The sequence below is a fragment of the Nonomuraea sp. NPDC005650 genome, from assembly GCF_040605375.1.
Classification (GTDB): domain Bacteria; phylum Actinomycetota; class Actinomycetes; order Streptosporangiales; family Streptosporangiaceae; genus Nonomuraea.
In genome coordinates, this window is sequence record NZ_JBEXCR010000003.1 from 96,096 (window position 1) to 115,268 (window position 19,173).

At 70.4% G+C, this 19,173-nt stretch carries 15 protein-coding genes; 7 read left to right on the plus strand and 8 right to left on the minus strand.

Features of this window, described 5'->3' with window-relative positions; all coding sequences use genetic code 11:
• The first annotated feature begins 22 nt into the window (after nucleotides 1-22).
• The 4 genes from ABZS69_RS05905 (at nucleotide 23) to ABZS69_RS05920 (ending at nucleotide 6,399) form a co-directional block, all read left to right on the plus strand.
• Nucleotides 23-568 carry a cupin domain-containing protein gene (locus ABZS69_RS05905; RefSeq protein WP_355367167.1) on the plus strand — a complete coding sequence of 182 codons (546 nt, stop codon included), beginning with the start codon at nucleotides 23-25 and terminating at the stop codon, nucleotides 566-568.
• A gap of 21 nt (nucleotides 569-589) precedes the next feature.
• The gene (locus ABZS69_RS05910; RefSeq protein WP_355367170.1) at nucleotides 590-3,835 is read left to right on the plus strand and encodes an NACHT domain-containing protein; all 3,246 of its coding nucleotides are present in this window, start codon (nucleotides 590-592) and stop codon (nucleotides 3,833-3,835) included.
• A gap of 85 nt (nucleotides 3,836-3,920) precedes the next feature.
• Entirely contained in the window at nucleotides 3,921-4,793 is an 873-nt protein-coding gene (locus tag ABZS69_RS05915; RefSeq protein ID WP_355367173.1) for a UTP--glucose-1-phosphate uridylyltransferase, read from the plus strand.
• 61 nt (nucleotides 4,794-4,854) lie between these two features.
• Entirely contained in the window at nucleotides 4,855-6,399 is a 1,545-nt protein-coding gene (locus tag ABZS69_RS05920; protein ID WP_355367176.1) for an aldehyde dehydrogenase family protein, read from the plus strand.
• Between the two features lie 77 nt (nucleotides 6,400-6,476).
• Here ABZS69_RS05920 and glnII read toward each other — a convergent pair whose 3' ends face one another.
• The 3 genes from glnII to ABZS69_RS05935 form a co-directional block, all read right to left on the minus strand.
• Complete coding sequence (gene glnII, locus ABZS69_RS05925) at nucleotides 6,477-7,496, minus strand: glutamine synthetase (RefSeq protein ID WP_355367179.1); 1,020 nt, start codon at nucleotides 7,494-7,496, stop codon at nucleotides 6,477-6,479.
• Between the two features lie 201 nt (nucleotides 7,497-7,697).
• The gene (locus ABZS69_RS05930; RefSeq protein WP_355367182.1) at nucleotides 7,698-10,649 is read right to left on the minus strand and encodes an AAA family ATPase; all 2,952 of its coding nucleotides are present in this window, start codon (nucleotides 10,647-10,649) and stop codon (nucleotides 7,698-7,700) included.
• Between the two features lie 10 nt (nucleotides 10,650-10,659).
• Nucleotides 10,660-11,340 (minus strand): hypothetical protein, encoded by a 681-nt coding sequence (locus ABZS69_RS05935; RefSeq protein ID WP_355367185.1) that lies wholly within the window; start codon nucleotides 11,338-11,340, stop codon nucleotides 10,660-10,662.
• Between the two features lie 280 nt (nucleotides 11,341-11,620).
• Between ABZS69_RS05935 and ABZS69_RS05940 the strand changes: the two genes are divergently transcribed.
• Nucleotides 11,621-11,956 (plus strand): carboxymuconolactone decarboxylase family protein, encoded by a 336-nt coding sequence (locus ABZS69_RS05940; RefSeq protein WP_355367188.1) that lies wholly within the window; start codon nucleotides 11,621-11,623, stop codon nucleotides 11,954-11,956.
• Here the strand turns inward: ABZS69_RS05940 and ABZS69_RS05945 are convergent.
• On the minus strand, nucleotides 11,916-13,097 hold the full coding sequence (locus ABZS69_RS05945) for a PQQ-dependent sugar dehydrogenase (protein WP_355367191.1): 1,182 nt from the start codon (nucleotides 13,095-13,097) through the stop codon (nucleotides 11,916-11,918). The two genes, ABZS69_RS05940 and ABZS69_RS05945, sit on opposite strands and share 41 nt — an antisense overlap.
• Before the next feature lie 34 nt (nucleotides 13,098-13,131).
• Between ABZS69_RS05945 and ABZS69_RS05950 the strand changes: the two genes are divergently transcribed.
• Complete coding sequence (locus ABZS69_RS05950; protein WP_355367194.1) at nucleotides 13,132-13,881, plus strand: SDR family oxidoreductase; 750 nt, start codon at nucleotides 13,132-13,134, stop codon at nucleotides 13,879-13,881.
• Nucleotides 13,882-13,986: 105 nt separating this feature from the next.
• On the opposite strand, the gene ugpC is transcribed toward ABZS69_RS05950, so the two are convergent.
• Nucleotides 13,987-15,201, minus strand: a complete 1,215-nt coding sequence (ugpC, locus tag ABZS69_RS05955) for a sn-glycerol-3-phosphate ABC transporter ATP-binding protein UgpC (RefSeq protein WP_355367197.1) — start codon at nucleotides 15,199-15,201, stop codon at nucleotides 13,987-13,989.
• A 179-nt stretch (nucleotides 15,202-15,380) separates the two neighbouring features.
• Between ugpC and ABZS69_RS05960 the strand changes: the two genes are divergently transcribed.
• Nucleotides 15,381-16,439 (plus strand): LacI family DNA-binding transcriptional regulator, encoded by a 1,059-nt coding sequence (locus ABZS69_RS05960; RefSeq protein ID WP_355367200.1) that lies wholly within the window; start codon nucleotides 15,381-15,383, stop codon nucleotides 16,437-16,439.
• A gap of 50 nt (nucleotides 16,440-16,489) precedes the next feature.
• Here the strand turns inward: ABZS69_RS05960 and ABZS69_RS05965 are convergent, their stop codons facing one another.
• The 3 genes from ABZS69_RS05965 to ABZS69_RS05975 all read right to left on the minus strand — a co-directional run bounded on the left by ABZS69_RS05965 (nucleotide 16,490) and on the right by ABZS69_RS05975 (nucleotide 19,044).
• A complete protein-coding gene (locus ABZS69_RS05965; protein ID WP_355367203.1) occupies nucleotides 16,490-17,623 on the minus strand; it encodes a hypothetical protein in 1,134 nt (377 codons plus the stop codon).
• A 68-nt stretch (nucleotides 17,624-17,691) separates the two neighbouring features.
• Nucleotides 17,692-18,474 (minus strand): SDR family oxidoreductase, encoded by a 783-nt coding sequence (locus ABZS69_RS05970; RefSeq protein ID WP_355367206.1) that lies wholly within the window; start codon nucleotides 18,472-18,474, stop codon nucleotides 17,692-17,694.
• Between the two features lie 84 nt (nucleotides 18,475-18,558).
• On the minus strand, nucleotides 18,559-19,044 hold the full coding sequence (locus ABZS69_RS05975) for a glutathione peroxidase (protein ID WP_355367209.1): 486 nt from the start codon (nucleotides 19,042-19,044) through the stop codon (nucleotides 18,559-18,561).
• Between the last annotated feature and the right edge of the window lie 129 nt (nucleotides 19,045-19,173).

A 19,173-nucleotide genomic window follows, 5' to 3' on the forward strand; every position in this document is an offset into this window, starting at 1 on the left:
TTATCGGCATAAACTCTCCCGGGTGGAGTTGCGAACCTACCCCGACGGCCCGCCCATCCAGGTCCCCGACGAGACGGCCGCCCTGGCCAGCCCGCTCGACGGCCAACTCGTCCTGGACGGGAACCGCTTCCTGCGCAGGGACGTGACGGGCGCCCCGGTGGCGTTCGTCGAGCGCCCACCCGTCGCGGCGGCCCTCGACCTGCTCCCCCATCCTGAGGGCGGCTGGTTCAGGGAGACGTGGAGATCGTCCGTGACCTTCCGCCCGGACGGATACCCCGGGCCGCGGGCCAGCGCCACGGGCATCTACTTCCTGCTGCACCCGGGCGAGGAGTCGGTGCCGCACCTGGTCAGGTCGGACGAGGTCTGGCTGTGGCACCGCGGCGGCCCGCTGAGCCTGACGATCGGCGACTCCGTGCTCACGCTGGGGCCCGACGTGGAACAGGGCCAGGTGCCGCAGGCGATCGTGCCCGGCGGCGTGTGGCAGTCGGCCCGCCCGGCCTCCGCCGAGGCGGTGCTGGTGAGCTGCATCGTGTCCCCGGGCTTCGATTTCGCCGACTTCACCGCTTAGCAAAGCCGGTATATAGGAGGCATGCCAGGCATTGAGGCGGCGCTGACGGCCGCGGGCAAGTCGATCGCCGAACGTGCCATGCGGGAATGGCTCGCCACCCGCGCCGCGGGCAAGGAGCGCGGTTCGGAGCTGAAGGACCTCATCCAGGGCGGTTTCCGTGACCGGCTGGCGCCCAGGAAGTTCGAGAACCAGCTCCAGGGCATCGCGCTGGCGGTGGAGGGGCGGCTGACCCGTCTGCTGGAGCAGGAGTTCCGCGGGCTGGACGAGCAGGCGCGGGCCGCCGTGCTGCTGGAGGTGGTCCACGCCCTGCGGCGGGCGGACCTGTCCGACGCCGCCCTCTTCGAGGCCGACGCCGACCCCGCCAAGCTCGCCGAACGCGTCATCTCGCGGCTGCCGGAGCCCCGGCTCGGGGAGGCCGAGGACCAGCTGTACGGGGTGCTGCTCGCCGAATGCGTCGAGTGCCTGACGGGCATGATGTGCCAGCTCCCCCAGTACGTGCCGCGGGCGGCCACGGAGAGCCTGGCCCGGCTGAGCGGCCTGGCCGAGGCCATGGAACGCCTGCTGGCCCGCATGCCCGTACGAACGCTGGAGGCTCCCGAGGGCCGCCAGGACGACGACGCCTTCCAGCGCCACTACCTGGGCTTCGTCAGCCGCACGATGGACGAGGTGGAGCTGTTCGGGGTGCGGGTGGAGAACTACCGGCCCCGTACGTCGTTGAGCGTCGCCTACATCAGTCTCAACGTCTCGTCGGGCGAGCGCGGGCGCCGCGCCCCCGCACGCCTCTCGGTCGCCGAGCTCACCGGCCGCCCCACCGGGGAGCTCGGCACCGAGCGCATCGAGTCGGCGCTCGGCCGCGAACGCCTCATGCTGCTGCGCGGCGACGCGGGCTCGGGGAAGAGCACGCTGCTGCGCTGGCTGGCCGTCACCGCCGCCCGCGGCCACTTCTCCGGCGCCCTGTCCGGCTGGAACGGCTGCGTCCCCCTGATGATCAAGCTCCGCAGCCACGCCGGCGGCAGGTTCCCCGCGCCGTCCGCGTTCCTGGACGACGTCGCCCAGGAGGTGTCCGGGCGCATGCCGCGCGGCTGGGTGGAGCGGGTGCTGGAGTCCGGCCGTGCGCTGCTGCTGGTGGACGGCGTGGACGAGCTGCTGGTACGGCATCGCCCGGCCGTCCGGGAGTGGCTGTCGCGGCTGTTGGCCGCGTACCCGGGGATGCGCGTGGTGGTGACCTCGCGGCCGACCGCGGCGGACGCGCGGTGGCTGGGGGACGAGGGGTTCGCGGCGGCGACGCTGGAGCCGATGACGCCCGGGGACCTGCGGGAGCTCATCCGGCAGTGGCACGTGGCGATGCGTGACTGTCCCAGCCTCCCGTGCGCGCCCGAGGAGCTGGAGGGCTACGAGGTCGCGCTGCTGGCCCGGATGGAGTCGAACCCGCACCTGGGGGTGGTGGCGTCGACACCGCTGCTGGCCGCGATGTTGTGCGCGCTCAACCTCGATCGCCGCATGCAGCTGCCGCGCAACCGGATGGGCTTCTACGACGCGGTGCTCAGCCTGCTGCTGGAACGGCGGGACGCCGAACGCCTGATCAGCGACGAGGTCTCCATGGACCCGGACCAGAAGGTCTGGATCCTGCGCGACCTCGCCTGGCGGCTGGTGTCCATGGGCCGGTCGGAGCTGTCGAAGGCGACGGCGCTCAAGACCGTCGAGCGGAAGCTGGCCCTGATGACCCGCATGCCCTATCCGGCCGCCGACGTGCTCGAACACCTGCTCCGCCGGTCCGGCGTGCTGCGCGAGCCGGTGCCCGGCCGCATCGACTTCGCGCACCGTACGGTGCAGGAGTACCTCGCGGCGGGGCAACTCGTCGAGGACGAGGACGTGGAGGCGGCGGTCGAGCGGGCGCACCTGGACCAGTGGCGCGAGGTCGTGGTGATGGCCGCCGGCCACGCGACCGGTCGCGTGCGCAGGGAGCTGCTGGCGGGCCTCCTGGACCGCGCCGACCAGGGCGGCCCGCCCGCGCGGCGGCTGCGGCTGCTGGTGGCGGGGTGCCTGGAGACGATCCAGGAGCTCCCGGTGGAGCTGCGCGACCGCATCGAGGCGTGCCTGGCCGAGGTGATCCCGCCGCGCTCGGAGGTGGAGGCGGGCGTGCTCGCGGCGGCGGGCGAGGAGATCCTGCGGCGCCTGCCCGCCGACCTGTCCGGGCTGACCGAGCGGAAAGCGGCCATGACGGTACGGACCGCCTGGTTGATCAACGGCTTGGAGGCGCTGGACAAGCTCGCGGGGTACGCGGCGGATCCGCGATGGGAGGTCCGCAATCAGCTCAACGAGGGCTGGAACTACTACGACGCCGAGGTCTACGCACGACGTGTGCTCGCCGAATCGGACCGCGTCACGGTCATGAGCAGCCGCCTCCTCCGCGGTGTGACGCACTTGCGGACGGCCGAAACCTTGATCGTCACCCCCGAGCTCACCGATCTCGGCTTCCTGCGAGGTGTGCCGCAGTTGACGGGCCTGGAACTGAGCGACGTCGCCACGGACTCCCTGAAGAACATCGAGGCGTTGCCCGCCCTGGAACGCCTCTGGATCACACTCGACACGTCACGCCCCATCGGCTTGGAGGCTCTCAGCAAGCTTCCACGACTGACCGATCTCACGCTCTGGAACATCGAGTTCGATGATCTGACCTTCCTCGACCGGATCCCGCGTCTGAAGTCGCTCGACCTGGAACTTCCGGCACGCGAGCAAGCCGACTGGGCGGGCCCGCTGTCCCGGCAGACCGAGCTGCGTGAGCTGGTGCTCCACTGCAATCGCCGGCCCATCCCGCCAACGGTGTTCGCCGGAATGCGGGACCTGGATTGGGTGTCGTTGGCCGCCGTCACGGGCATCAGCGATTGCCTGGACGCTCTGGCACAGTCCTCCCCCGCTCTGACGAGGCTCCAGCTCACCGGCCCCACCCGTCTGGACCTGGCGGAGCTCGACCGCTTCCGCCTGGACAGCCTCTGGCTGAGGTATCTCGACATCGGGGACCTCACCCCGCTCCGCAACCAGGAGCACCTGGTCACGCTGGGCCTGGATCGCTGCGACCGGCTGCCCGACCTCACCCCGATCACGCGGTTGCCCCGACTCCGGACGCTGCGTCTCCTGGACACGGCAGACGAGATCGACCTCAGCCCGTTCAGCGGCCACCCCGGCCTCGACGTGATCCTCAGGACAGGTCAGCGGGTCGAGAACGAGCGGCTGCTCCCCCGCACGATCAAGATCAAGCGCCTTTGACAGGCCACTCGCCACCGCCGAAAACAGCTGAGGTAACGTCGGCTCTCTCCCCGCACGATCAAGCCGCACGATCAAGGAGAGACGCATGGTCCACAAAGCCGTCATCCCCGTCGCCGGCCTCGGCTCCCGGCTGCTGCCGCTGACCAGGGCGCTGCCCAAGGAGATGCTGCCGATCGGCGACAAGCCCGTCATCGAGCACACCATCCGCGAGCTCGTGGACTCCGGCATCGACGAGATCACCATCGTCACCTCGTCCCGCAAGGACCTCATCCAGCGGCACTTCGCCCCCGACGCCGACCTCGAGCTCCAGCTCCGCGCCGCCGGCAAGGACGACCTGGCCGACGCGGTGGCAGAGCTGTCGTCGCTGGCCCACATCACGTACCTGTACCAGAACGGCCCCTACGGCAACGGCACGCCCGTGCTCAACGCCGCCCGCGTCATCGGCGACGAGCCGTTCATGGTGCTGTGGGCCGACGACGTGTTCGTGGCCGAGGTGCCCAGGGCCAAGCAGCTCAAGGCCGCGTACGACGCCACCCATGCCCCCGTGCTGGCCCTGATGCCGATGGCCGTCGAGGACGCGTCGCGCTACGGCGTGCCGATCGTCAAGGAGGACCTCGGCGGCGGCCGCCTGCTGATCTCCGGGCTGGTGGAGAAGCCGTCCCCCGAGGAGGCCCCCTCGCGGTACGCCGCCATCGGCGGGTACGTCGTCACGCCGGGCGTCATCGAGGAGCTCCAGGAGCAGACGCGCAGGTGGCACGAGAACCCGCAGGGCGAGATCTACCTCACCGACGCCCTGCACCGGCACGCCGCGGACCACCCGGTGTACGGGCAGGTGATCGACGGCACCTGGTGGGACACGGGCTCGCCGCTCAACTACCTCAAGGCCCAGTTCGCCGCCGCGCTCGCACATCCGAGGTTCGGGCCGGAGTTGCGCAAACTCGCCCAGGAGAGCGGCTGACGCCTTGGGTTTCTTCCGGCGAGATGATTGTCTGACCGAAGGAACTACGAGGAGGACACCGGTGAGCCGTCAGATCGTTTCCATCGTGGGTGGCAAGGAGACGGGAAGCGCCACCACGTACCCGTCGACCAACCCCTCGCGCCCCGGCGAGGTCGTGGCCCACGTCGGGCTGGCCGACGCCGGCACGTTCGCCGCCGCCTGCCGCACCGCCAAGGAGGCCCAGCGCGAGTGGGCCAAGGTGCCCGCGCCCGTGCGCGGCCGGGTGATCGCCTCCATCGGCCGGCTGGTCGAGGCCAACACCGAGCGGCTGGCCCGCCTGGTGACGGAGGAGATCGGCAAGCCGTACGCCGAGGCCCTCGGCGAGGTGCGGGAGATCGTCGACACGTGCGACTTCTTCCTGGGTGAGGGCCGCAGGCTGTACGGGCAGACGGTCCCGTCGGAGATGCCGGACAAGAACCTGTTCACGTTCCGGAACCCGATCGGCGTGGCGGCGGTCGTCACCGCGGGCAACTTCCCGGTCGCCGTCCCCTCGTGGTATCTGGTCCCGGCGCTGCTGTGCGGCAACGCCGTCGTCTGGAAGCCCGCCGAGTACGCCGCCGCCTCCGCGCATGCCCTGTACCAGCTCTTCGCGGCGGCCGGGCTGCCCGACGGCGTGCTGAACATCGTGTTCGCCGACGGCGCCGCGACCTTCGAGGGCCTGGAGCAGGCCCTCGGCGAGGGGAGCGTGCAGAAGGTCGGGTTCACCGGCTCCAGCGAGGTGGGCAGGAAGATCGGCGAGCTGACCGGCCGGCACCTGCAGTCGGCCTGCCTGGAGCTGGGCGGCAAGAACCCGATGGTGATCATGCCGGACGCCGATCTCGACCTGGCCGTGGAGGGCGCGCTGTTCTCCGGCTTCGGCACGGCCGGTCAGCGCTGCACCAGCCTGGGCACGGTGATCGTGCACGAGAGCGTGCACGACGAGTTCGTGGAGCGGTTCGCGCGGGCCGTGGGTGAGGCCAGGATCGGCAACCCGGAGGAGGACGTGCTGGCGGGCCCGCTGCTCGACCAGAAGTTCGCGGATCGGTACGAGGAGTACCTGACCTGGATCCAGCCCCACCACAAGGTCGTGTCCGGAAATATCGGGAAAATCACGAAGGACAGCCCGCACCGCGACTTCGACGGCGACAACAGCGGGGGCCTCTTCTACCACCCGGTGATCGTGGACGGCGTCCGGCCCACCGACCGCCTCTTCCTGGAGGAGACGTTCGGCCCGATCGTCGGCGTGACCACGTTCAGCACCCTCGACGAGGCCGTCGAACTGGCCAACCTGCCCGGCTACGGCCTGTCGAGCTCCATCTACACCACCGACCCGCAGCACGCCTTCCGCTTCCGCGAGGGCATCTCGGCGGGCATGGTCAGCGTCAACAACTCGACCTCGGGCGCCGAGGCCCACCTCCCGTTCGGCGGCAACGGCAAGTCCGGCAACGGCAGCCGCCAGTCCGGCATGTGGGTGCTCGACCAGTTCACCCGCTGGCAGGCGATGAACTGGGACCATTCGGGCCGCCTGCAGAAGGCCCAGATGGACGTCGCGGAAATCGAGCCCGATCTGGCCTTCCGCCTGCCATAATCGATCTCGTCTCGATGCGAGAACGGGCCCCTCGGCGACGAGGGGCCCGTTCTTTTTCGGCAGTTCTTTTCAGCAGGTCAGACCTGGCCGGCCTTCTCCAGGGACGAGCAGCAGGTGTTCACCAGCAGGCGGGTGACCACGTACGGGTCGACGTTGGCGTTCGGGCGACGGTCCTCGATGTAGCCCTTCTTCTCCACCTCGACCTGCCACGGGATGCGCACGGACGCGCCGCGGTCGGACACGCCGTAGCTGTACTTGTTCCACGGGGCGGTCTCGTGGGCGCCGGTCAGGCGGCTCTCGACGCCCGCGCCGTACTGGGTGATGTGCTCCATCGGCTTGTCGCCCTCACCGAGCGCCTCGCAGGCGGTGATGATGGGGTCATAGCCCTCGCGCATGGCCTTGGTCGAGAAGTTGGTGTGCGCGCCGGCGCCGTTCCAGTCGCCGCGGGCGGGCTTGGCGTCGAGGGTGGCCTCCACGCCGAACTCCTCGGCCGTGCGGTAGAGCAGCCAGCGGGCCACCCACAGGTGGTCGGCGACCTCGAGCGGGCCCGCCGGGCCCACCTGGAACTCCCACTGGCCGGGCATGACCTCGGCGTTGATGCCGGAGATCGCCAGACCGGCGGCGAGGCAGCGGTCGAGGTGCAGCTCGACGATCTCGCGGCCGAAGATGGCGTCGGCGCCGACACCGCAGTAGTACGGGCCCTGCGGGGCGGGGAAGCCGCCCTCGGGGAAGCCGAGCGGGCGGCTGCCCTTGAAGAAGGTGTACTCCTGCTCGATGCCGAACCAGGAGTCCTGCGCGGCGTACCGCTCGGCGATCGGGCGGAGCAGGGCGCGGGTGTTGCTGACGTGCGCGTCGCCGTTGATCTCCTCGACCTCGGACAGGACGAGGACGTTGTCACCGCCGCGAATCGGGTCAGGGCAGACGAACACCGGGCGGAGCACGCGGTCCGACGAGTGGCCCTCGGCCTGGTTGGTGCTGGAGCCGTCGAAGCCCCAGACCGGCGGCTCGGCCCCGTCGGCGAGGATCTTCGTCTTCGAGCGCAGCAGAGCCGTGGGCTCGGTGCCGTCGATCCAGATGTACTCAGCCTTGTAGCTCACGGCGGTCCTTTTCTCGGGGTGTTTCACAGCCACGCCGAGTCTTACGGACGGCCGTTTCCCGGTTTTTGCCCGAATGTGAACGCCGTGTTAATCGGGCAACCCAAAGGTAAAGGATGGCGTGGCGCCTGGGCACCACGCCATCCGATCGGGACCGCCGCGTCAGGACCGCCGCATCAGGGCCGTCGCGTCACTGCCGCCGCGTCAGGTACGGCCGTCCTTCCCGTTCCCGTCGTAGCCGAGCAGCCGCATGGCCGTGTCGGGATCCATCGCCGCGGCCAGGAGCTGGGCGCGGGCGTGGGCCTGGTCGCGTTCGCGCTCGGCCCTGGCCTGCGCGGCGCGTACCCCCTTGATCGCGACGAGCGCGAGCCCGGCGCCCACGATCACCGCGACCACCACGACGAACAGCAGGAGCAGCAGCCCCGGCGAGGCCACGGTCGAGGTGGCCGCGTTCGTGCCGCCGCCCGCCACCGTGCCCGTCACCGCGAGCGCCGCGATGATGCACAGTGCCACGAGCCCGAGCAGGCTGGCGACGACCAGCCAGACCCGGCCCGCGCCGCGCCGCGCCCGGGGCGGGGCCGCGGCCGCGGTGGGTGTCCCCACCATGATCGGCACGGGCGTGGGAGGCGGCGAGGCCGCCGCCCACGGCACGAACTCCGGCCGGTCGGCCGCCTCCCCGTTCACGTCGTGCACGGCGGGCGGCGGCGCCTGCAGGACCAGGGGCTGCGCCAGCTGGACGGCCTGCACGCCGGCGCCGCCGAAGGCGAGCGGCCGCGGCTCCACCGGCTCCTCCGCCGGCCCGGGCAGGTCCCGCTCGATGTGGCTGTGCTCCTTGTGGGCCCTGGCCGCGTCGCGGTGGTATTCCTCCAGCTCCTGGTAGAGCTCGTCGGAGGCGTAGATCGTGCCGTCCATGAGCGGCCCGGGCTCCCGGCGGATGATGGCCACCACGTCGTCGCCGTTGAGCGTCTTGTGCGTCTCCAGCGCGTGCGCCACGCTGAGCACCTCCCTGCGGTGCTCCTGCAGCAGCTCCTCGGTCTTCTCCAGCAGCCGCACCAGGTTGAACTCGATCCGCTCCCCCAGCACGTCGGGGGTCAGGTCGGGCTGGTTCCTGGCGGGCTCCCTTTCGGTGATGCCGATCGAGCCGCCGCCGGGGCCGGACTTGCGCACGGCCTTGCCGCCCATGATCTCCAGCTCCTGGAGCGCCGGCAGCGAGGTGACGCCGGAGCCCATGCCCCAGTACGACTCCATCATGGCGGTCAGGTACGTGGCCGAGTACAGGTCGCCGGAGACGCCGGAGGAGTTGTCCTCGCCGAAGAACATCCGCTCGCCGGCCAGCGAGGCCAGGGAGACCATGATGTCCGCCTCGTGCTCGGACTTCCACCGGGTGAACTGGTCCTCGGGCTTGATCGAGGCGACCATGCCCAGGTAGTCGGCGCCCTTCTCGATGGTGGCGATGTCGATCTCGAGGTGGAAGCGGGTCACGTACGCCACGACGGCGTGGCAGGCCTCGTGCACGGCCACGGCGTGGCGCTCGCGCTCGATGTACTCGACGTCCTCGGGCGGGCCGAGCTGCTTGAGTCGCTTGGCCCGCAGCACGTCCGACCAGGTGATGATCTCGCGCCCGTCCCTGATGGCGGTGATCAGCGACTCGTTCACCAGGTCCTTGATCGTGGCGCCGGTGGCGTACGGGGTGATCGTCGCCAGCTTGTCGACCTGCTCCGGGGTGAGCTCGTGCCACACCTTGTCGAAATAGCCCTGGTACGTGCGCACCCGGCCGGCCTTGGACGGGTAGCCGACCTTGTAGATGCGGTCGATGCGGCCGGGCCGCAGCAGCGCCTCGTCGAGCGCGTCGGGCCGGTTGGTGGCCATCATGACGAGGATGCGGTACTTGGGCGGCGGCTTGGGCCGCATGCCGAGCAGCCTGCGGACGAGCCGGTTGAAGAACCCGCGCGGCTTCTTGAGCCCGGACAGCTCGGTGAGCAGCGCCTGCAGCGTGCCGGGGTCGCCGGAGCCGTTCATGCCGCCGCCCATGAAGAAGCGGTTGCGCCGCTCCGGCTCGTCGGGCGACTCGCGCCTGGCGCGGAAGGCCAGCACCTGGCGGGTCTCCTCGGACAGGTAGTTGAGCCCGTGGCAGCCGTTGACGCCGGACAGGCCGGAGAAGCCGCCCTGCCCGGGCGGGCCCTGCTGGGCGAGCCGGCCGCGCTTGCCGAGCGAGTCGGCCTCGTCGAAGAAGACGATGACGCCGCCGTACCGGAGCGCCAGCTTGCGCAGCTTCCTGAACAGCCCCTTGACCTTCAGGATGCCGACGCCCATGAACATGTTCGTGAACGCGCCCGGATCCACGAACACGTACGGCTTGCCGGTCTCACCCGCGACGGCCTCGGCCATGAGGGTCTTGCCGGTGCCCGGCGGCCCCCACAGCAGCAGGCCGCTGGGGACGTACCCGCCGCGCCGCTCGATCTCGTCGGGCCGCTCCAGGAAGACGATGTTCTCCCGGACGCGCTCGACCACGTGGTCCTGCCCCCACACGTCGTGGAAGCGGGTCTTGATGTCGTCGGGGAAGTACGTCTCCACGCCGCCCCTGGACAGGAACCAGAACAGGCCCACGAACTGGATGATGACCACGAAGAACAGGAAGACGATCTGGATCAGGAACGGCATCGCGTTCCACAGCAGCGCCGGCGCCTGCATCACCGCGACGAACGGGCTGACGTCCAGCACCGCCCCCAGCACCAGGGCCGTCAGCACGATGAAGAAGGTGACCTTGAGCGCCCGCGACAGGCGGTATCTCGTCCAGTCGTCGAACCGCCGGTGCGTCCAGCGCTCGAAGCCGCCGAACACCCGGTGGCTCCAGAAGCGGTGGTAGCCGGACCAGTGCTCGCTGACGAGGAAGTGCAGTTGCCGCGCGACCTCCACGCCGAGCAGCCAGAAGATCCACTGGTACTCGTACGCGATCCGCTGCGCGGCCTCCGGGAACACGACGATGCCCTGGAAGTCGGCCATCACCTTCCACGTGAGGATGAGGTAGGCGACCACCAGGACGATGAGGAATTTGCTCCGGTCCCAGAACTGCATCTTCTTTCTGGTCACGGATTCGGGGTCGGAGGGCCCGCTGCCGGGGGCACGCAGCCCTTCATGGTGATTGGTCGTGGTCAATGGTGCTCCCTCATCCGGGCAGCCGGAGCAGCTTGAACGTACTCTCGATCTTGTCGAACTCGGCGCCGCGTTTCTGGAAGCAGATGGATTGGCAGCCGATGAGCATGACGGAGACCGTGGCGCCCTTCTCGTCGAGGATGGCGGTCTGGTCGAACATCTGGACGTCCTCGCCGATCTGATATTCGAAGCGGACCCGCACTCCCCTGGCGCCGTTGTCCATCGTCAGGACCTCGTCGTTGATGAGCGCGAAATTCTTGAACATCGGCGGCTGCCCCGACGCCAGGACCTGCTGCTCGTAGAGTTCGCGCATCTGCGAGGTCACCGGCAGCACGAAGTCGCGCAGCCGGTTCAGCGAGATCCCGTCCCGCTGGTCCTCCGTGAGCTGGTGCACCGTCGCGTAGACGAATGGCTCCGTCGAGCCGAGCAGGTGGTTGACCGACGGCTCCGCGGACTGGTCGAAGGCGGTCGACCACACCCGCTGGGCCCGCATGAGGGCCGCCGCCGAGTTCGGATGGTCGCCGGACAGGTACAGCTCAATGGGGTCGGCATTGAGCTGCGTGAACGAGGACGGCACCTTGAAGTAGGTCGTGCCCGCCTTGTCGCGTACGTAATGGAATTCGGGCTGTCCGGCGCACGCGGACAGCATCAGGATCGCGACCGTGACCGCGATCAAACCCCGTGCCTTTTTCACCAGGGCTTACCTCCGCTTTACGGACCAACGGAGTTGTTGTGCCCGCTTTCAGGCCTAATGAGCCCGACGCGCAGAGAAAAATCTTGACCAAATCTTGGCCGTGCCTTGGCTTTACTTGTTACAGATCAATTAAGGCTACGCGCATGGTCCGTAACGCTCCGTGGCGGTCGCCTCCGGCGGGCGGTTCGCGCGCCTACAACGTTCATGCAACCCCCATTGGTTCAACTGGGGAAGTAGCGAAAGATATGAGGATCCCTTCCGACCGCCACGGGAGCGCACAATGTCAGAACCCGCAATGGAGACCGTCGACTCCTTCGGCATGACGGCGGAGCGGCAGTTCGCCGACGTCTGGGCGAGGACGGTCCTGTCGGTGCGGGAGCGCCGCCTGCTCCTTCTCGGGCTGCTCGTCGGCCAGGGGCTCCACGAGCAGGCGGACGTCCACCTCGACGCCGCGCTGCACTCGGGCGAGCTCACCGAGACCGAGCTGCGCGAGGTGGTCGTCTTCCTCACGCTCTACGCGGGCTGGGCCCGGGGGAGCAAGCTCAACGACCAGGTCGAAAGGCTGATCGAGCGGGTCAGGCAGGCTCGATCCGGTAGAGAGGACCCTGCAGGCTGAGCGCGTACAGCTCGCCGTCGTGCCCCTGGCCGAAGGACGAGAGCTGCTCGACCTTCCCCACCTCGGCGGCGTCCGCCGGCTCGTCGGCCCGCGCGGCCTTGATCCAGCCGGCGCAGAAGTCGCCGTACAGGAACCGGCCCCGCAGCCAGGGGATCTTCGCGCCGCGGTAGACGTATCCGGCGATGACGGAGCAGTTTCCGCCCTCGTCCAGGGAGTACGTGATCACCGGGTCGACCATGTCACGGCCCTTCGCGCCCCGGTAGCGGCTCTTGCCCTCGCGGGCGTTCCAGCCGTAGTTCTCGCCGCCCCGCGATCCGGCCGGCTGGTGGTCGACCTCCTCCCAGGCGTTCTGCCCGACGTCGCCGATCCACAGGTCTCCCGTGTCGCGGTCGAAGCCGAACCGCCAGGGGTTGCGCAGCCCGTAAGCCCATATTTCGGGTTTTGCGCCCTGCTTGCCGACGAACGGGTTGTCTTCCGGGACCTGGTACGGCCGGCCGCCGCGCGGGTCGATGCGCAGGATCTTGCCGAGCAGGGTCGTCAGCTTCTGGCCGTTGCCCTGGGGGTCGCCGGCGCTGCCGCCGTCGCCGAGCGCGATGTAGAGGTAGCCATCGGGGCCGAAGGCGAGCTGGCCGCCGTTGTGGTTGGCGTAGGGCTGGTCCTGGGTGAGCACGTCGCGCCTGGCCGTGGCCCTGGACCCGTCGAAGGCCCATTCGGTGACGTGGGTGTCGCCCCGCGCGTCGGTCCAGTCGAGGTAGACCCAGCGGCCGGAGGGATGGAAGGCGACGCCGAGCAGGCCCTGCTCGTTGCCGCCGCTCACCTCGCCGGACAGATCGATCACCACGTCGCCGTCGGAGGTGCGTAACCTGCCGGTCTGCTCGGCCACGTAGAGGCGGTCGTCGCCCTCGCGCACGGCGAACGCCACCGGCTTCTCCAGCTTGGCGATCTCCTTGAAGCGCAGCTTCCCGCGCCGCGGGGGCTCCGTCTCCGCGGGCTCCGGCGCCGGGGCGGCGCTCTCCGTCGAAGCGCCCTCGGCGGAGTCGCTCTCCGCAGGGGCGAGCGGGACCGGCGCGGGTGGCGCCGGCTCCTGCGCGCACGCGGCGAGGGTCACGAGGAGGGCCGTTGAGACCGCCACGAGTCGCACGACGCCCATCCTCGCACGGCATTAAGGTTCAGGCATGCCTACCGCATTGATCACCGGCGCGACCTCCGGCATCGGCGCCGCCTTCGCCCGGCGCCTGGCCGCCGACGGCTTCTCGCTCGTCCTGGTGTCCCGCGCCGCGCAACGGCTCTCCGAGAGCGCCGACCAGCTCAAGCTCAGGTACGGCGTGAGCGTCGAGGTGCTGCCCGCCGACCTCGGCACCGAGGAGGGGCTGGCCAGGGTGGAGTCCAGGCTGGCCGGCGGGGTCGACCTGCTGGTCAACAACGCCGGGTTCGGCCATCAGGGCAGCTTCCCCGAGGTGCCGGTCGAGGACGAGGTGCGCATGCTCAAGGTGCACTGCGAGGCCGTGCTGAGGCTGACGCTGGCCGCGCTGCCCGGCATGCGGGAGCGCGACCGGGGCGCGATCGTCAACGTGGCCTCGGTGGCGGCGTTCTTCCCGCGGGGCACGTACAGCGCGTCCAAGGCGTGGGTGGTGAACTTCAGCGAGTCCGCCGCGAGCGAGGTCGGCCACCCGCGCATCAAGATCATGGCACTCTGCCCCGGTTTCGTGCGGACCGAGTTCCACCAGCGGGCCGCGATGGACACCTCGGGGATCCCCGGGTTCCTCTGGCTGAAGGCCGACGACGTGGTGCGGGAGGCCATGCGCGACCTGGCGCTGGGCAAGCGGGTGTCCGTGCCCGACCTGCGTTACAAGGCCATCGTCGCGGTCGGCAAGCTGGTGCCGCGCGGCCTGCAGGCCCGCGTGTCGGCGAGCATCGGCCGCTGAGCCCGTACCGGAGCGCAATGGAACGGGCCCCCGCCGCGGGAGGGGGTCGCGGTGGGGGCCCGAGCGGTCGTGAGCGAGGCTCACGGCCGGGAATGCAGGAGTCGGCTAGCGGTTGGCCTCGTGGCCGATCGACAGGCCGCTCTCGGGGTCGAAGAAGTGCAGGTTGTGCGTGTCGAGGACCAGGTCGATGTTCTGGCCGGGACGGGCGTGGCTGCGGGCGTTGACGCGGGCGGTCCACAGGGACTTGTCGCCCGACAGCGGCAGCGCGGCCTCCTCGTCGTCACCCGCGTCGGCGGCGGCGACGGTGTCCTTGTGCTCGACGGGCGGGGCGTCGATCAGGAACAGCACGTTGATCTCGGAGCCCAGCTCCTCGGTGACCTCCGCCTTGACCGGCAGCGTGGCCCAGCCGTTGGCGTGGTTGCCGGCCGAGGCCGCGTCCTCGAAGTCGGAGGGGCGGATGCCGAGGATGATCTTCTTGCCGACGTACTGGTCGAGGCCCGGCTTGTCGGTGAAGGTCGAGTCGGGGATCGGCAGCTTGATGTCGGCGAAGGTGACGGCGGCGTCGCCGCCGTCGCGGACGAGCTCGGCGGTGGCGAAGTTCATCGAGGGCGAGCCCATGAAGCCGGCGACGAACAGGTTGACCGGCTTGTCGAACAGGTTCTGCGGGGTGTCGACCTGCTGGAGCAGGCCGTCGCGCAGCACGCAGACGCGGTCGCCGAGGGTCATGGCCTCGACCTGGTCGTGGGTGACGTACACGGTGGTGACGCCGAGGCGCTCGTGCATCTGGTTGAGCGAGGCGCGCATGGAGACGCGGAGCTTGGCGTCCAGGTTGGACAGCGGCTCGTCCATGAGGAAGGCCTGCGGCTCACGCACGATGGCGCGGCCCATGGCGACACGCTGGCGCTGACCACCGGAGAGGGCGGCCGGCTTGCGCTTGAGGTAGGTCTCGAGGCCGAGCATCTTGGCGGCCTCGTTGACCCGCTTCTGGATCTCCGGCTTGGGCATCTTGCGGAGCTTGAGGCCGAAGGCGAGGTTCTCCTCGACCGTCATGTGGGGGTAGAGCGCGTAGTTCTGGAAGACCATCGCGATGTCGCGGTCCTTGGGCGGCAGGTGGTTGACCACCTTGTCGCCGATGGAGATCTCACCGCCGCTGATGTCCTCGAGGCCCGCGATCATCCGGAGGGCGGTCGACTTACCGCAACCGGATGGGCCGACCAGCACCATGAACTCGCCGTCCTTGATCTCAAGGTTGAGCCCGTTCACGGCCTTCACGCCACCGGCGTAGACCTTGTCGACGTTCGTCAGAATGATGGATGCCATGACATTCCTTCGCGCTCCAGGGCGGGTGGCCCGGACGTTGTTACCGTGACCCACTCACGTGGATACGTTTTCAAGCATCTCACCCGAAACGGACATCGCTGTCAAGGGTTGCCGTGTGACCAGCCTTTGCCGGCACGTGACTCTTCCCGTTTTCCGGAAACCATGATGGAATCGTTTCCATGGAGAAGCGGGCGACGATCAAGGATGTGGCCCAGGCGGCCGGCGTGGGCGTCGCGACCGTGTCCAGGGTGCTGTCCGGCGGCTCGGCCAGCCCGGCGACCCGGGAGCGCGTCCTGGCCGTCGCCGCCCAGCTCGACTACCGCCCCAGCGCCCTGGGCCGCAACCTGCGCCAACGCCGCACGGGCGGCATGGGCCTGCTCGTCCCCGACCTGACCGACACCTTCTACGGCCAGCTTTCCGAGGGCGTGCTCGCCTGCGCCCGCTCGGCCGGCGAGCCCGTCGTGATCGGCTCCACCGGCGGCGACCCCGAGCAGGAGGCCGACCTCATCGGCATGCTCCTGGAGCAGAGCGTGGACCGCGTGATCGCCGTGCCGTCGGGAGACGCGGACACCTGGTCCCCCGCGCTGCGCGCGGGCATGACGGTGGTCTTCGCCGACCGCCTGCCGCTCCGCTCCTCCCCCGAGGACGTGCGGACGGCGGGCGTCGCCGACCTCATGGCCCTGGACGGCCTGGCCGCCGCCGCCCCGGCCCGCCCGCTGGACGTCCCCGCCGTGGTGGCCGACGACCGGGCCGGCATCCGCACGGCCGTGCGCTACCTGCGCGGGCTGGGCCACAAGCGCATCGCCTTCCTCGGCGGCCCCGGCCAGGGCAGCCGGGTCAACGCCTTCAGGGAGGCCGTGGGAGCGCCCGTGGACGAGGAGCTGGTCGTGTTCGGCACCGGCAGCCGCGACTCCGCCTACGCCGCCGCCTCCGGCCTCTTCCAGAGCCGCCCCGACCTGTCGGCGGTGGTCGCCGGGGGCAACGTGCTGGGCGAGGCGGCGGTGCTGGCGGCCAGGGAGCTGGACCTGCGGGTGCCCAAGGACGTCTCCCTGGTGATGTACGACGACGTGCCCTGGGCCGAGCTGTGCTCACCGCCCCTGACGGTGATCGCCCAGCCGGGCCGGGACATGGGCTACCGGGCGGCGGAGCTCGTGCTCCGGGCCGGCAGCAGGAAGCCGCGCAGCGTGGTCCTGCCAACCGAGCTCATCATCCGCGGCAGCTGCGGCCCGCGCCGCTAGAAGGCTCCCCGCCGTCAGAAGGCTCCCGCGCCCTCAGACGGCCCCCGCCGTCAGACGGCGCCGGTGCCGGTGTAGCGGCGCGGCAGGATCATGATCGGGTTGTCGTCGAGGACCACGTCCGGCGGGCCGAACCGCGCCGCGACCTCCCTGATCTCCGGCTCGTCGAGCATCAGCAGGCGCCCCTCCTCGACGAACAGCTCGCCGTCCACCAGCACGGTGGGCCGGTCGACCTGGCAGTCGCAGTGCGCGAACCCCGGGCCCGTCGTGACCGGCAGCCCGTCGGTCAGGCCGTCGAGGCCGCAGTAGAAGGCCCCGGCGTGCTTCTCCCGCTCGAACTGGTTCCCCCCGGCCACCCGCACCTTCGGGTTCAGCCCGAGCAGGCCGTGGCGCATGTAGAAGCCGCCGGGCGCGTAGCGGCGCAGCTGCTCGGCCGCGGCCCCGCCCTCGATCTTGCGTACGAGGTTGCCCTCCAGCGTGATGCGCAGGGACTCCTCGGGCACGCCGGTCACCGTGCTGTCCTCGATCATGATGACGCCCTCGGTGTCGGTGGGCCAGAAGTTGGCGCCCCCGTACGGGAAGGGCCGCCAGTCGCCGGGCCGCATCGCGCCGGGGTCCGGGTCGAACGTCAGCCCCGAGAACGTCACGTCCGTCCCCCGCGCGGAGGTCACCTGGATCGACCGGGCGCCCGACACCTGCCGCAGCGTCCGGCGCAGCAGCGCGTAGAAGACCTCGGCGGGCAGCCGCCCCCCGGTGAGCAGCGCCCCCGCGGTGGCCGTCATGTGCAGGGACAGGAACCGGGAGGAGCGCGACTTGATCTGGTCGAAGAACAGCGGCGCGGTGTGCACCTCGCCCCACCAGGTGCCGCTGATCACCAGGTCGGCCTCGCGGAAGGCGGCCGTCTCGATGTGCAGCGACGCCTCCCGGTCCCACCCCCCGGGGCTGAACGGCGGCACGGACAGGATGCGCACGTCGGCGCCCCGGTAGGCCGCGGCCGCCGCGATGGCCTGCACGACGACCGGGTCGACGGTGTGCTCCATGAGCAGCAGCACGCGCTCGCCCGCCTCTAGCCCGGTGTACTCCAGCATGTTCCGGACGCCGGGCATCAGCTCCACGATCGAGTACGGCCCCACGGCGGGCTCGGTGGCGTAGCTGAAAGGCGAACCAGAGTACGGATTGATCGTCATCGCGTGCTCCCTGCGGGACGTCAGGCCAATGCCTGGACCAGTACCCATCACGGAGCGAAATCACACGATTACGGAACCCAGCGGCGGAACCCGCCCTCGGCGTTGATCACCTGCCCGGTGATCCAGGCGGCCTCGTCCGAGGTCAGCCAGCGCACCACCCGGGCCACCTCCTCCGGCCGCACCCAGCGCCCGGCCGGGAGCGCACGGCCGACCCGCCGGGTGAGCTCGGGATCGGCCCAGCCCGTGTCGACCGGGCCCGGATTGACGGTGTTGACGGTGATGCCCCGGTCCGCGAGCGCGTCGGCCAGGCTGAGCGTCATCTGCTGGATCGCGCCCTTGCTGATCGCGTACGGCAGCTCGCCCGTCATCGGAGCCAGATGCTGGCCGGAGGTGAACAGGATCACCCTGCCGCCGGGCCGCCGGTCGTCGTGCTGGGCCGCGAACGCCTGCGTCAGCAGCACGCTGGCCCGCGCGTTCACCGCCCACGACAGGTCCAGCCCGGCGGCCGTCACCTCCTCCAGCGACTGCCGGTTGCTGCGGGCGTGGTTGGCCACGAGCACGTCCACGTGCCCGAACCTGGCGAGCGCCTGCTCCATCACCCACGCCGGCGCCGCCGGGTCCGCGAAGTCCGCCTCCACGTGGTGCAGCCGGTCGCCGACGCCGCCCAGCGTCTCCAGCACGCCGTCCATGCCCGCGGGGTCGCTGCCCCACGACTGCTCGGCGTCGTGCGGGGTCCACGACTGCACGAACACCTTCGCGCCCGTCGCCAGCAGCTCCCGCGCGATGGCGTAGCCGATCCCGATCCGCCTGCTCACCCCGGTCACCACGGCGACCCTCGTCTCGGACGTCATCCGATCATCTTGGCCGAGCGCGCGCGGGGCGTCGAAAGGTTTTCCGGCCCGGCGGCGCGGCTCGGGGCCGCGCCGCCGGAGCCCTCAGAGGAGCTTCTCGATGGCCGAGGTGACCGCGGGGTCGTCGGGGGTGGTGCGGGGGCGGAAGCGGGCCACGGTGTTGCCCTCCCTGTCCACCAGGAACTTCTCGAAGTTCCACTGCACGTCGCCCGCCTCGCCCTGCTCGTCGGGGGTCCGCGTCAGCTCCTCGTACAGGGGGTGCCGGTCGGGGCCGTTGACGTCGGCCTTCTCCAGGAGCGGGAAGTCCACCCCGTACGTCGCCGAGCAGAACGCCTGGATCTCCTCGGCCGTGCCCGGCTCCTGGCCGGCGAACTGGTTGCAGGGCATGCCGACCACGGTGAAGCCGCGCGGGCCGTACTGCTCCTGGAGCTTGACCAGGGCGCCGTACTGCGGGGTGAGGCCGCATCGGGAGGCCACGTTGACGACCAGGACGGCCTTGCCGGCCGCCAGCTCCCCCAGGGTGGTGGGGGCGTCGTCGAGAGTGCGGAGCTGGATGTCAGAGAGGCTCATGAGTCGCACCCTACGCCTGCGGAATGTGATTCGGTTTCTCGCCCTCCCGGGACCGAAGACCGTGCTTACCCGCGGGCGGCGCTCGGCCAAACCCCATAGTTGGTCGCGGTTTGCGGCAAGGCCCGTTCA

Bases quoted from the DNA above. Each gene is read 5' to 3' on its own strand.
- ugpC (WP_355367197.1), bottom strand. From the start codon at position 15,201: ATGGCATCCATCATTCTGACGAACGTCGACAAGGTCTACGCCGGTGGC.
- ABZS69_RS05950 (WP_355367194.1), top strand. From the start codon at position 13,132: ATGCCTACCGCATTGATCACCGGCGCGACCTCCGGCATCGGCGCCGCC.
- ABZS69_RS05965 (WP_355367203.1), bottom strand. From the start codon at position 17,623: ATGACGATCAATCCGTACTCTGGTTCGCCTTTCAGCTACGCCACCGAG.
- ABZS69_RS05970 (WP_355367206.1), bottom strand. From the start codon at position 18,474: ATGACGTCCGAGACGAGGGTCGCCGTGGTGACCGGGGTGAGCAGGCGG.
- ABZS69_RS05975 (WP_355367209.1), bottom strand. From the start codon at position 19,044: ATGAGCCTCTCTGACATCCAGCTCCGCACTCTCGACGACGCCCCCACC.
- ABZS69_RS05940 (WP_355367188.1), top strand. From the start codon at position 11,621: ATGTCAGAACCCGCAATGGAGACCGTCGACTCCTTCGGCATGACGGCG.
- ABZS69_RS05915 (WP_355367173.1), top strand. From the start codon at position 3,921: ATGGTCCACAAAGCCGTCATCCCCGTCGCCGGCCTCGGCTCCCGGCTG.
- ABZS69_RS05910 (WP_355367170.1), top strand. From the start codon at position 590: ATGCCAGGCATTGAGGCGGCGCTGACGGCCGCGGGCAAGTCGATCGCC.
- ABZS69_RS05960 (WP_355367200.1), top strand. From the start codon at position 15,381: ATGGAGAAGCGGGCGACGATCAAGGATGTGGCCCAGGCGGCCGGCGTG.